Annotated in this window: 13 protein-coding genes; 8 read left to right on the plus strand and 5 right to left on the minus strand. The window is 51.5% G+C overall.

All coding sequences use genetic code 11. The features are described 5' to 3' along the window. The 4 genes from L691_RS29620 to aroD all read left to right on the plus strand — a co-directional run. Positions 1 to 391 (plus strand): FAD-dependent oxidoreductase (locus tag L691_RS29620; protein ID WP_036737518.1); only part of this gene is annotated, 391 nt, incomplete at its 5' end. Positions 392 to 464: 73 nt separating this feature from the next. After that, positions 465 to 1,328, plus strand: a complete 864-nt coding sequence (locus L691_RS0120665) for a shikimate dehydrogenase (protein WP_025692246.1) — start codon at positions 465 to 467, stop codon at positions 1,326 to 1,328. Between the two features lie 40 nt (positions 1,329 to 1,368). Next, on the plus strand, positions 1,369 to 2,577 hold the full coding sequence (locus tag L691_RS0120670) for an MFS transporter (RefSeq protein WP_025692247.1): 1,209 nt from the start codon (positions 1,369 to 1,371) through the stop codon (positions 2,575 to 2,577). Between the two features lie 31 nt (positions 2,578 to 2,608). Then, complete coding sequence (aroD, locus tag L691_RS0120675) at positions 2,609 to 3,373, plus strand: type I 3-dehydroquinate dehydratase (RefSeq protein WP_025692248.1); 765 nt, start codon at positions 2,609 to 2,611, stop codon at positions 3,371 to 3,373. An 89-nt stretch (positions 3,374 to 3,462) separates the two neighbouring features. On the opposite strand, the gene L691_RS0120680 is transcribed toward aroD, so the two are convergent. The 3 genes from L691_RS0120680 to L691_RS0120690 form a co-directional block, all read right to left on the minus strand. Continuing rightward, a complete protein-coding gene (locus tag L691_RS0120680) occupies positions 3,463 to 4,017 on the minus strand; it encodes a shikimate kinase (RefSeq protein ID WP_025692249.1) in 555 nt (184 codons plus the stop codon). 184 nt (positions 4,018 to 4,201) lie between these two features. Continuing rightward, positions 4,202 to 4,957, minus strand: coding sequence for a MerR family transcriptional regulator (locus L691_RS0120685; protein WP_025692250.1), 756 nt, complete (start codon positions 4,955 to 4,957; stop codon positions 4,202 to 4,204). 140 nt (positions 4,958 to 5,097) lie between these two features. Further along, complete coding sequence (locus L691_RS0120690) at positions 5,098 to 5,907, minus strand: 3'-5' exonuclease (protein ID WP_025692251.1); 810 nt, start codon at positions 5,905 to 5,907, stop codon at positions 5,098 to 5,100. A 142-nt stretch (positions 5,908 to 6,049) separates the two neighbouring features. On the opposite strand from L691_RS0120690, the gene L691_RS0120695 reads away from it, so the two are divergent. From L691_RS0120695 to L691_RS0120710, 4 genes are all read left to right on the plus strand, one after another. After that, the gene (locus L691_RS0120695) at positions 6,050 to 6,550 is read left to right on the plus strand and encodes a CYTH domain-containing protein (RefSeq protein ID WP_025692252.1); all 501 of its coding nucleotides are present in this window, start codon (positions 6,050 to 6,052) and stop codon (positions 6,548 to 6,550) included. 139 nt (positions 6,551 to 6,689) lie between these two features. Beyond that, complete coding sequence (gene thrC / locus L691_RS0120700) at positions 6,690 to 8,099, plus strand: threonine synthase (RefSeq protein WP_025692253.1); 1,410 nt, start codon at positions 6,690 to 6,692, stop codon at positions 8,097 to 8,099. Between the two features lie 41 nt (positions 8,100 to 8,140). Then, positions 8,141 to 9,130 (plus strand): Gfo/Idh/MocA family protein, encoded by a 990-nt coding sequence (locus L691_RS0120705; RefSeq protein ID WP_036737527.1) that lies wholly within the window; start codon positions 8,141 to 8,143, stop codon positions 9,128 to 9,130. A 19-nt stretch (positions 9,131 to 9,149) separates the two neighbouring features. Beyond that, on the plus strand, positions 9,150 to 10,061 hold the full coding sequence (locus L691_RS0120710) for a radical SAM/SPASM domain-containing protein (protein ID WP_025692255.1): 912 nt from the start codon (positions 9,150 to 9,152) through the stop codon (positions 10,059 to 10,061). Positions 10,062 to 10,582: 521 nt separating this feature from the next. On the opposite strand, the gene L691_RS0120715 is transcribed toward L691_RS0120710, so the two are convergent. After that, positions 10,583 to 10,921, minus strand: coding sequence for an ArsR/SmtB family transcription factor (locus tag L691_RS0120715; protein WP_025692256.1), 339 nt, complete (start codon positions 10,919 to 10,921; stop codon positions 10,583 to 10,585). A gap of 13 nt (positions 10,922 to 10,934) precedes the next feature. Further along, the gene (gene rarD, locus L691_RS0120720; RefSeq protein ID WP_025692257.1) at positions 10,935 to 11,834 is read right to left on the minus strand and encodes an EamA family transporter RarD; all 900 of its coding nucleotides are present in this window, start codon (positions 11,832 to 11,834) and stop codon (positions 10,935 to 10,937) included. Positions 11,835 to 11,975 lie beyond the last annotated feature (141 nt).

Consider the following 11,975-nt stretch of genomic DNA (forward strand, 5'->3'; position numbering starts at 1 on the left):
TTTCGCGGAACGGAAAGCCGAGGTTACGATCGTCGAACGCCTGCCGGAGCTTGGCAGAGACCTGGACCTAATCACCAAGCTGTCGATGATGCAGATGATCAAGGACAAGAATGTATCCGTCCATACGCATACAGCGCTGGTGGAAGTGGCGGGAGATCATTTCAAAGTCAACTATGAGGGCGAGGACAAAAAGTTCGCGTTTGACTACGGCTTTGTCTGCCTGGGCATGAAACCGGAGAATCCCGGTCTGGCCGAACTGCAGAGCCATTTTCTGCAGCGCAATGTCGAGGTTGTAAACATCGGCGACAGCTTCAGAACCCGCAAAATTCTCGACGGCATCCGTGAGGGACGCAACATTATTTCGACCTTGGAAAAAATCGGCGCATTGTAAGCCGCAGCGCTATTAAAGGAGAGAACACTCCTAGACAATAGATCAATTGACCACGAAGGGAAGTAATAAAAGAATGGCAGAGCGCATTACAGGTTATACGCAGCTTATAGGTTTGCTGGGAACTCCGATTGCCCACAGCTTGTCCCCAACCATGCATAACGAGGCTTTTGCTAAACTTGGACTTGACTACGCATATATGGCCTTTGGCGTCGGCAACGAACAGCTGCCTGATGTCATCAAGGGATTCCGGGCATTGGGTCTTCGAGGATTCAACGTTACCATGCCGAATAAATCGCTGGTGCTGGATTATCTCGACAAGCTGTCTCCTGCCGCTGAGCTGGCAGGCTCGGTGAACACCGTGGTTAACGACGACGGCGTTCTGACCGGCCATATCACGGACGGTACGGGTTACATGCGCGCGCTTAAGGAGGAAGGTATCAATATTATCGGCGAAAAGATGACGATTACCGGTGGCGGCGGCGCAGCTACGGCGATCTGTATTCAAGCCGCTCTTGACGGAGTAAAGGAGATATCCATCTTCAATAAGAAGGATAAGTTCTATCCCCGCGCTGAGGCGACCGTGGAGAAAATCCGCTCCAAGACCGACTGCAAAGTGCAGCTGTTCGATGTTGACGATCAGGAAGCGCTCCGGCGGGAAATTGCGGACAGCGTCATTTTTACCAACGCTACCGGTGTAGGAATGAAGCCGCTTGAAGATCAATGCCTCGTTTCCGACCCTTCAATGCTGCGTCCGGATTTGGTGGTATCGGATGTCGTTTATATTCCGAAGAAGACCAAGCTGCTGGAAATGGCCGAAGCCAGAGGCTGCCGCACAATTAACGGTCTGGGCATGATGCTGTGGCAGGGAGCCAAAGCTTTCGAAATCTGGACCGGCAAAGAGATGCCTGTCGGCTATATCAAAGAGCTGCTGTTCTAGAAATTTTCCTAATAATGAAGAAAAGATTGGGTGGAACCAGATGAAAAATAAATATATGCCGACAGCAATTTCGCTGTATATCAACTACTTTGTGCATGGGATGGGCGCCATTATTATGGCGCAGAATATGGATTATTTAACCAAACAGCTTCATACGGACACTACCGGCGTTGCTTATGTCATTTCGGCGCTCGGAATTGGTCGGCTGCTTGTGCTCTTTGTATCCGGCGTGTTATCCGATAAATTCGGTCGGAAGCCGTTCGTGTTTACCGGAATGGCGATTTACTCGCTGTTCTTCGCCGGTATTTTGATAGCTCCCAATGTGTCTGTCGCCTTTATTTTCGCCCTGCTCGCGGGGATGGCCAACTCGATATTGGATTCCGGAACATACCCTGCTCTGATGGAATCCTTTCCAGAAACGCCGGGTACAGCCAATGTTATCATTAAGGCTTTCATTTCCGCCGGACAATTCGCACTGCCGCTGATTATCAGCTTCCTGATTTCAAGTGATCTATATTACGGATATTCGTTCCTGCTATGTATCGCAATCTTTATTGTGAACGGGCTGGTGCTATCTCGTCTTAAGTTCCCGGATCATAAAGTCCAGGCAGCTCCGGCAGCCTCATCTGAAAGCGGCAGCAAATTCAGAAACAAACCGAATTTTTGGATTGAGGGAATCTGCCTGATTCTAATCGGGTATACCGCAACAGCTACTTTTTATCTGATTTCCGTCTGGCTTCCCAAATACGGCGAACAGGTCGTGCAGATGTCCAAGACGTCATCGCTTCAATTAATTAGTTATTACAGTATCGGGTCGCTTCTGGCAGTATTCGTTACGTCCTATCTTGTCAAAAGCCTGGTTCGTCCCGTGACCTTCGTGCTGCTGTATCCGTTCATTTCTTTTGTGGCGCTGCTGGTGCTCTGGCAGGTAAGAACTCCGCTTGTCTGCGTTATCTCTGCCTTTGTGATCGGGTTCTCGGCTGCTGGCGGGGTGCTTCAGCTTGCGTTGACTACGATGTCCGAACTATTTCCGAGCAGCAAGGGGAAAATTACAGGTATCGTCTATACGGCATCCAGTCTGGCCACATTCTCCATTCCCGTGATTACCGGCATTTTGTCCAAGACGAGCATCAGCAATATTATTCTGTTTGACGCAATCATTACCTTTGTCGGCGTTCTGCTGGCGATAATCGTAAATATGCGGTACCGTAGAGTTGTTAATCCGGTTTCTACTGGGGTTCAAGCTTAATTGTTATGAGAATGAGTAAGGAGTGAAGTCAATGACCGGCACGGTTAAGGTTAAACAAGTCACCCTCGGAGAGGGAATGCCGAAGATTTGCGTTCCGATGGTCGGGGCAACGGCAGCGGAGTTGAAAGAAGAAGCCGAAGCGCTAAAATCACTGGATCTCGATGTAGTAGAATGGCGGGTGGATTTCTTCGATCAGGTTGAGAATATTGAAGCGGTCAAAGCTGCCCTTGCCGATATCCGTAATATCATTCCGGACCTCCCGCTCGTCTTTACATTCCGCAGCGCCAAAGAAGGCGGGGAAAAGGAGATTACCACAGAATATTATGCGGAACTGAACCGGGTGGCCGCTTCTACGGGTCTGGTCGATATTATCGACGTCGAGCTGTTTACCGGGGACGACACCGTAAAATCGCTTGTTGACTATGCGCATCAGCAGGGCGCCTATGTCATTATTTCCAATCATGATTTCCATAAGACGCCGCCTAAAGCGGAGATCGTTTCGCGGCTGGAAAAGGCTCGGGAGCTTGGCGGAGATTTGCCAAAGATTGCATTGATGCCTGCTGACGCCGGGGATGTGCTAACTCTGATTGAAGCAACTTATACAATGAAGGAGAAACACCCGGATTGCCCGGTTATAACGATGTCGATGGCGGGAAAAGGCATGATCAGCCGGATTGCCGGAGAGGTATTCGGCTCCGCTCTAACCTTCGGATCGGCGAAAAAGGCGTCGGCGCCGGGGCAGATTCCGGTGTCCGAGCTGCGTACTGCTCTGGAACTGGTGCACCGCAGCCTTTAATCCTGCAGGACGAGAATCCTTACACATGAAAAGAACCCATTGTCCGTTAAAAAGGTAATGGGTTCTTGTATTTTCTCAGGCAACCACCGTTAACTATACAGCTCCCAGCCGAGCTTTAGCGTATCGATAATATGGTCCGCTATTTCTTCGGGGTCTAGCGAGTCGGTGGAGACTTTGGAATTATTGGTTTCGTAAATGGCCTGCCGGTTGTAGAACAGCTGCTCAATCTCCTCTAGCGTCTTGTTCTGCAGCACCGGGCGGCTGTCCATGATGAGCTGCAGCCGGTCTTTCCAGGAATCCCAGCTTAAATCGAGATAGAAGACGATGGAGTTGGCAAGGCAGACCTGCTTGATTTCCTCTTGGAGAAAGGAGCCCCCGCCCAGAGAAATAATCTTCAGCCGGGTGGTGGTGCACAGCTTGGTAATGAATTCCTTTTCCATCTGTCTGAAGGCTTTCTCACCCATCGATTCAAAGATCTTTGATACCGGCATGCCGTGAAGCTTCTCGATTTCCTGATCTATATCGATAAAATCGCGGTACAGCTTATCGGAGAGCTGTCGTCCGATTGTCGTTTTGCCGACGCCCATAAAGCCGATAAGCACAATATTCTTTTCACGTAAAGGGATATCATTGTTAATTTGCAAGTCCATTCATTTCACTCCTTACTGACGGAAGCTGATAACTTTTACATGAACTGCCGCTTTAAATGAATAAATTCATTATAAGGTCCACAGAAACTTACAGCAAGATCATGTGAATTTGTTCACCAGCCGGTCACTGAAAAAGAGAGGTACAGGGGCGCCCCTGTACCTCTCATGCACGGTGGAATCATTTATTTTGCTTTGCGGTGTAGATGAGTACGGCGTCTCTAAGGAAAAGAGCAAGACCCGGTGTGTGCTTATCATAGTAAGCGGTGAAGCGTTCATCGTCGACATACATCCGCGCGACTCCGGCGTGTGCTTCCGGGGAATAGGTGCCCCAGTGCGACGTCAGCCACTGCCGGTGAAGATCGGCGGCATGCTGCGCCGGTTCGCCGGCGGGATCGCCGGTCTTCATGCCTTCCGCAAGTGAAGCGAACATCTCCTGCTCCACCTGCCCAACAGCTTTGAATTGTTCCTCCGTCATGCCCAGCAGCTGTTTGTTGGAACGGTCAACGGCTTCGTCGCCGTATTTCTCGCGCACTTCCTTGCCATAGGCCTGCTCGTTATCGTCAATCAGTTTTTGCTTGAAGCCTGCAAATTTCTCGGTATCGCTCATTGAAATCCTTCCTTCCTTGTCGGCCAGCGTCTTCTCCACATTCGAGATCAGCAGGTCGAGCTGTTTTCTTTTCTCCAGCAGCTTGCCATGATGCTCCTTCAGCGCTTTCGTTCCGTCGAACGAGGGCGAGGTCACGATTGTCTTGATGTTCTCCAGACTGAGGCCCAGCTCGCGGTAAAATAAAATCTGCTGCAGCAGATCGACCTCGGGCCTGCCATATATCCTGTAGCCGGAGGAGTTGATTCGGGCCGGTTTCAGAATCCCGAACTCATCGTAATAACGCAGCGTGCGCGCGCTGATTCCCGCAAGTGATGCGAGCTTTTGCACTGTGTATTCCGTGATGGCACCTCCTCACAAACTCAATGTACACCTTTACGCAGCGTCAATGTCAAACGTTTTATCGCGCAGCAGAATAACCCTTGCCGGAGCAAGGGTTATGACGGTAGGGGGAGGGCTGGAATCCGCGTTTAGCCTTCAGTTTTCGGATTCTCCGGAGCGGGGCGGGCGGGGAAAGCGCCAGGGGCGGGCATCTTCTCAAGTTCCGCGGCAAAATAGCGCTGAAGCTCTTCAACCTTGCGCGGGTCGTCTAGCGGAATTTTTCCGGCAAAATAATGCTCCATAACCAGTTCCCAGGTGGGGATGATTTTTTGTGAAAGTATCGCCTTAATCGCGATCTTGACCGTCTTGCGCTCCCGGGCGTTGGAGAAGGTATCTTTGTAATATTTCACCTGATCCAGATCAAGCTCGCCGTAGAGTGCGCGGAAAATGTCTGACGTCATGCGCGCATCGCCGAGCGCACGGTGGGCGGAGCCGGCGGATTCAAGGCCGAGAAGCTCCATAGAGCCTTCCACGCTGATATCATTCTTCAGTCCCCGGGCGCGCAGGAGACCTTTCAGCAGATCGTAGTAAGGCGTCTTCATCCAGTAGGCGTCATCCATCTTATGCATGCGGGTATCCTGGATAATGCGCTTCATATCCTCCCCGCCCCAGGTCAGCAGCAGCACGCCGTCCGGGCTTTGGTCCAGCCAGCGCCGGAACGCGGAAATGACTTTGGGAAAGCGGGGGGCGATATCGATTTCTTCCTGCGGGATGCCTGTTTTTTTCTTTATGAACGAATTTAGAGTGGCAAAATAGACGGGTCTGATCAGCGAAGTGAACTCGTCGACAGGACGCAGCGAAGCGTCCAGCCGTACGGCGCCGATCTCGATAACCTCCATCGGATGCTCGCTGGCAAACTTGCGGCCGTTGAATTCAATGTCCAGAATGATATAATCCACAAAAGTTGCCTCCGTATACGCTTAGACTGATACGATTTCTCGCACCGATTACTCTATTTTAACAAATTGTTCCCGGATTGACTTCCTTTCAGCGCCATTTTACAATTTACTAACCTGACACGCGAAAAGGAGAGAAATATAGATGGCAATGGAAATCGAGCGCAAGTTCCTGCTTCCTGAGTTTCCCCAGCAGCTCGTTCAAGAGGGGAAGCTGTGCATTCACAGCCGGCAGCGCATCGAACAGACTTATTTGGCGATTGACGGGCCGCAGGAGCTGCGTGTCCGCAAGCTTGAAGATCTTAGTTCCGGCGAGCTGCATTACACCCATACTTTCAAGAACGGCCTCGGCATAAGCCGCGAGGAGATCGAATATGAAATCTCGCAGGGCTTGTATGAACAAATGATTCGCGCCGTCCGGGCCGTACCGCTGATCAAGGAACGCATTACCGGCGAATGGGACGGCATAACGGTGGAAATTGACATCTATGATCAGCTGAAGCTGTCGGTTGTCGAGATTGAATTTCATTCCCTGGAGGAAGCCCAAAGCTTCACACCGCCGGATTGGTTCGGCCTGGATATCAGCGAAGAGAAGAAATACAGCAATAAGACGGTCTGGAAAGAATTGCAGAATCCGGCCCGCTAGCGAAGGAATTGCGAAAATTGACGGAAAACTGACGGGAAACTGGCGAAAGCATGCAGAATACAACGGACTTTAACACATAAACGTGTTAATATATAGGATGAATTCGAAAGCGCGAAATATTCAGGGGGCTGAGTAGAAAATGAAATATATTAGTACAAGAGGCAAGGTCGAACCGAAAGGTTTTATTGATACGGTCTTGATGGGGCTGGCCGATGACGGCGGATTGATGATTCCGGATGTCATTCCTTCCGTATCCGCACAGACGCTGGAGGAGTGGCGGTCTTTGAGCTTTCAGGAGCTGTTCCTGAAGATTTTCTCCTATTATACAAACGGCGAGATCCCGGACGAAGACCTGAAGGAATTGGTCGAGCGGAGCTATGCTTCCTTCCGCCATCCGGAAGTGACGCCGCTTAAAGAAATCAATGATTCGCTGTATGTGCTGGAGCTGTTCCACGGACCGACCTTTGCGTTCAAGGACGTCGCGCTGCAGTTTATGGGCGAGCTGTACTCTTATATTTCCAGAGTGCGCGGCGAAATTATTCACATTCTCGGCGCAACCTCCGGCGACACCGGTGCGGCGGCCATCGCGGGCGTGCGCGGCAAGGAAGGTATCAAGATCTGTATTCTGCATCCGCGGGGCAAAGTCAGCAAAGTGCAGGAGCTGCAAATGACGACGGTGGATGATGCGAACGTGCTCAACCTGTCGGTCAAAGGCAATTTCGACGACTGCCAAAAAGTCATCAAGGAGCTGTTCGCCGATCTGGACTTCAAGAGCCGGTATCATTTGCGCGCGATCAACTCGATCAACTTTGTGCGGATTTTGGCGCAGACGGTCTATTATTTCTACGCTTACCTGCATCTGCCGAAGGCGGCGCAGGGCAAGACGGTCAACATCAGTGTGCCGTCCGGCAACTTTGGGAATATCTTCTCCGGCTACCTCGCCAAAAAGATGGGGCTGCCGATCGGCAAGCTGATTATCGCCACGAACGAGAACAACATTCTGGAGCGCTTCGTCAAGACCGGAGAGTACAAGCCCGGCGGTTTCAAAAGCACGTACAGCCCTTCGATGGACATCCAGGTGGCCAGCAACTTCGAGCGCTACCTGTACTATCTGCTTGGCGAGGACTCCGCGAAGGTGTCCGATTACATGGCGAAGCTTCAGCGCGAAGGGGCCATTACGGTTGATCCGGCGCTGCTTGAGCAGGTACAGTCCGAATTTGCCGCGCTTGGCGTGAAGAACGAGGAGTGCCTGAGCACCATCGGTAAATACAAGAAGGAAACCGGCTACTTGCTTGACCCGCATACCGCTTGCGGCATTGCCGCCTATGAAGAACATAACGGGCCGGGCGAGATTGGCATTACTTTCGCGACGGCGCATCCCGCCAAGTTCGACGAAGCGATTTCCCTGCTTGACATCAAACAGGAATTCCCTGCGCAAATCGCCGGTCTGTCCGCGCTGCCGCAGCATATGACCGTGACCGAGCATGACAAGGCGGAGATCACCAGACAGCTTGAGACTTTCTATACGCTTTCCGCCGAAATCGGCTAAGGATGGAATAGAAAAATGACACTCAAGGGAGAGATAGCTGTATGACCATTCGTTTTGGCGTAGTCGGAACCAACTGGATTACGGACCGCTTCTTGAAGTCGGGACTGGAAAATGAAGATTTTCTGCTATCCGCCGTGTATTCCCGCAGCGAGGAGAAGGGTCAGGCGTTCGCCGCAAAGTATGCGGGAGCCTCCGTCTACACGGACCTGGAAGCTATGGCGGCAAGCGATGAGATCGACGCCGTCTATATTGCAAGTCCCAATTCGCTGCATGCCGAGCATGCGATGATCTGCATGAGCCACGGCAAGCATGTGCTGTGCGAGAAGCCCGCTGCGTCCAACGCGGCGGAGCTGAGACGCGTAATCGAGGTTGCGCGGAGCAATAATGTGCTGTTTATGGAAGCGATGAAATCAACGCTGGTTCCGAACTTCGAAATTATCCGGCAAAATTTATATAAAATCGGCCGAATCCGGCGCTATTTCGCCAGCTACTGTCAGTATTCTTCACGTTATGACGCCTTCCTTCAGGGGACGGTGCTGAATGCCTTTAACCCGGCATTCTCCAACGGCGCCCTGATGGATCTCGGCATTTACTGTCTCTACCCCATGGTGGTGCTGTTCGGCAAGCCGGATACGGTGAAGGCTACCGGTGTGATGCTGTCCTCCGGCGTTGACGGCGAGGGCAGCATCGTCATGGGCTACAACGATATGGATGCGGCCGTGATGTATTCCAAGATTACCGAATCCTATCTCCCGGCAGAAATCCAGGGCGAGAACGGCACGATGATAATCGATAAAATCAGTCAGCCGTATGAGGTTAAGATTCGCTATAGAGACGGAATCGTTGAAGAACTGACCGTGCCGCAGACTTACGAGTCGATGTACTACGAAGCTCAGGAATTTATCCGCCTGCTGAAGGCAGGGGAGTGCGAGAGCTCCGTCAATTCGCATGCCTGCTCGCTCGCGGCGGCGGAAATTATGGAAGAGGCGCGGCGGCAGATGGGACTGAAATACCCCGCGGATCAATGGTAAGAGAAACGGAGAGCGGAGCTTGAAGACATTTAAAAAGGTATACATCGAGATTACAAGCGTCTGCAATCTGGCTTGCACCTTCTGCCCGCAAACGGCAAGGCAGGCCAAGTTTATGAATACGGAAACGTTCAGCGCTATTCTGGATGAGATTAAGCCGCATACCTCGCATATTTATCTGCATGTCAAAGGCGAGCCGCTGCTGCATTCGAGAATCCATGAGCTGCTGGACACGGCGCATGACAAAGGCTTCAAGGTCAACATTACGACCAACGGCACGCTGATCCGCAAAGCAGGGCCTAAGCTGCTGGGGAAGCCGGCGCTGCGCCAGATGAACTTCTCGCTGCACAGCTTTGACGGACACGAGGGCTCCGAGGACCGAGCAGGGTATCTCTCGCATATTATTGGATTTGCCAAGGAAGCTGCGGCGCAGGGCGTCTTCATCTCTTTCCGGCTGTGGAATCTCACGCCGGACAATCTGACGAATCTGCAAAGAAACCGGAACCGGGAGACGCTGTCCGTACTGGAATCGGCATTCGGGCTGGATTACCAGATCGAGGAAAAAATCGTTCCCGGCAGCAGCGTGAAGATCGCCGAGCGGATCTATCTGAACCAGGACCATGAGTTTGAGTGGCCCAGTCTTAGCGCGCCCGAAGACGATGGCAAAGGGTTCTGCCATGCCCTTCGCAGTCAGGCCGCTGTGCTGGTTGACGGGACGGTGGTGCCCTGCTGTCTGGATGGAGAGGGCGTCATTAATCTCGGCAATATCCACCAGACGCCATTCTCCGAAATCGTGGAGGGGGAACGGGCGAACAATCTGTTCTACGGCTTCTCCCGCAGGGAAGCGGTGGAGGAACTGTGCCGCAAATGCGGATACAGACAGCGGTTCGGTTCGGGTGAACCGGATAGAACGGCTTCAGGTACGAGCCTTTGAGCCGCAAGGAGAGCTGACCGGGATGACAGGGAACGGATGGACTATATAGGGGCTGTCCCATAAGTGGAGAAGCCGGCAGGTCTTTCGGTTATTGAAAGACTTGCCGGCTTCTGTTGTTCTGTTGGTCGCCCTCTCCATCGAACCGGGTTAGGAATCAGGGCGATCGTGGTTGTGATTTAAGTTCAGCATCTTGCAAAACAGCTAAGATGCAGGCTTTTTTTACCCGAAACGCTTATTCACAGGGGAATCCTGCTATCATACAGGAATTTGAGGCTGTGCTGACTGAATTTAAGGCTGAGCGGAGAAAAACCTGCATTTCCGTAGGCATGTTATACATAGCTATTCTCAGGCGGCCAAAAGATGCATAATCTCAGGTTTTTTCATACTTTGCTTCATCATGCCCCAGGGATTGGAAATACATTACCCAGTACACCTGCCTAAATTCCCCCTCAAAAAATCGTCCCGGCAGCCATTCCTATAGCATAGGATACCCCTCTTTATACAAGTTCTTTGCATGGAAATTAGCTCGGCGCAGTCAACCGCTCTGCCTCCCCTGAAGCGTGATAGGCATCCAATATCGATCCAAGCAGTCCGGGGAAACGGGCTTCCAAATCCTCCGTGCGGATGCTGGAGAAGCGCTGGGTGCCTTGCACGCGAACGTGAAGAATGCCTGCCTCCCGCAGCGTCCGGTAATGATGGGAGAGGGTGGATTTGACAACGGGAACAGCGATATCCCCGCATCTTCGCTCTCCTGATTTATGGATTACATCAACCAGATATAACCGGACGGGGTCGCTTAGGGCGTAAAGCACAGAGGACAACTGTATATCCTGGCGGTCCGGATGATGGAGCATTTTCATATCCAAAGCCTCCTCAAAGAGCATCTGCCTGACTGACCGGTACGGCCTTCACTTTGGACTTCTTGAATGTAACGAGTGAATAAATAATTAGGGCCAGCCAGATGAATGAAAAGCTGATTAAATTCCCTTCCGTGAACGGTTCGTTAAATAAGAAAATGGCGAGCAGCAGACTCGTAGTTGGTGCGATATACTGGATAAACCCGACGAGTGAAAGCGGAAGCAGCTGCATGGACTTGGCGAACCAGAATAAAGGCATCGCTGTCGCTACACCGGAAAGCATGAGAAGCAGGATCGAGAAAAGCGGTAAAGAAGCGAAGGTTCCCGTTCCCTGCGATTGTATGTAGAACAGGTAGCCTAGAGCGACGGGAAGCGCAACAATCGTTTCTCCGGTCAGACCGAGCAGAACATCCAGCTTCGCAATCTTTTTGGCAAGACCGTACAGGGCAAAAGAAACCGCCAAAGAAATGGCTACCCACGGGATATGCCCGTATTGAACAGCCATTATCAGAACGCCGGCGCCCGCCAGAAAGAGAGACAGCCATTGTCCCGGCGACAGCCGTTCTTTCAGGAAAACGACGGCGAACAATACGCTGATCAGTGGGTTCATATAGTACCCCAGGCTCGTTTCGATCACATGATTGTTGTTAACGGCCCAAATGAAGAGAAACCAGTTGAGGCTGATAAAAATGGAGCAGAGAACAATGGCGGCCGCGCTTCTTCGGCTTGACCCTACACTCTTTAGCCGTTTCCACTGTTTGGACACCGTAACGAGAACGGCTACGAATACAAAAGACCAGGTAATCCGCTGCGCCAAAATTTCCCATGCGGGCATCGCTGTGAACAAGCGCCAATATAATGGCAGAAACCCCCATGATAAATAGGCCAAGACGGCATAAATGATACCCTTCTTCATCAATTAATCCCCCAGTAACAATCAAAAATATGATTCTAAAGTTCGATTATAATCGAAATTCCGAGTAATGGAAATTTAGCACATAATCAGATGAAATGCAATTAGATTTGATGCATCGTTTTCGCAAACTCGTGACTTCAG

The sequence above is a fragment of the Paenibacillus zanthoxyli JH29 genome (assembly GCF_000520715.1).
GTDB classification, from domain to species: Bacteria; Bacillota; Bacilli; order Paenibacillales; family Paenibacillaceae; genus Paenibacillus_AQ; species Paenibacillus_AQ zanthoxyli.

What these genes read in the sequence shown, in the direction of transcription:
- L691_RS0120665 (WP_025692246.1), top strand. Translation starts at nt 465, where the DNA reads ATGGCAGAGCGCATTACAGGTTATACGCAGCTTATAGGTTTGCTGGGA.
- L691_RS0120670 (WP_025692247.1), top strand. Translation starts at nt 1,369, where the DNA reads ATGAAAAATAAATATATGCCGACAGCAATTTCGCTGTATATCAACTAC.
- aroD (WP_025692248.1), top strand. Translation starts at nt 2,609, where the DNA reads ATGACCGGCACGGTTAAGGTTAAACAAGTCACCCTCGGAGAGGGAATG.
- L691_RS0120695 (WP_025692252.1), top strand. Translation starts at nt 6,050, where the DNA reads ATGGCAATGGAAATCGAGCGCAAGTTCCTGCTTCCTGAGTTTCCCCAG.
- thrC (WP_025692253.1), top strand. Translation starts at nt 6,690, where the DNA reads ATGAAATATATTAGTACAAGAGGCAAGGTCGAACCGAAAGGTTTTATT.
- L691_RS0120705 (WP_036737527.1), top strand. Translation starts at nt 8,141, where the DNA reads ATGACCATTCGTTTTGGCGTAGTCGGAACCAACTGGATTACGGACCGC.
- L691_RS0120715 (WP_025692256.1), bottom strand. Translation starts at nt 10,921, where the DNA reads ATGAAAATGCTCCATCATCCGGACCGCCAGGATATACAGTTGTCCTCT.
- rarD (WP_025692257.1), bottom strand. Translation starts at nt 11,834, where the DNA reads ATGAAGAAGGGTATCATTTATGCCGTCTTGGCCTATTTATCATGGGGG.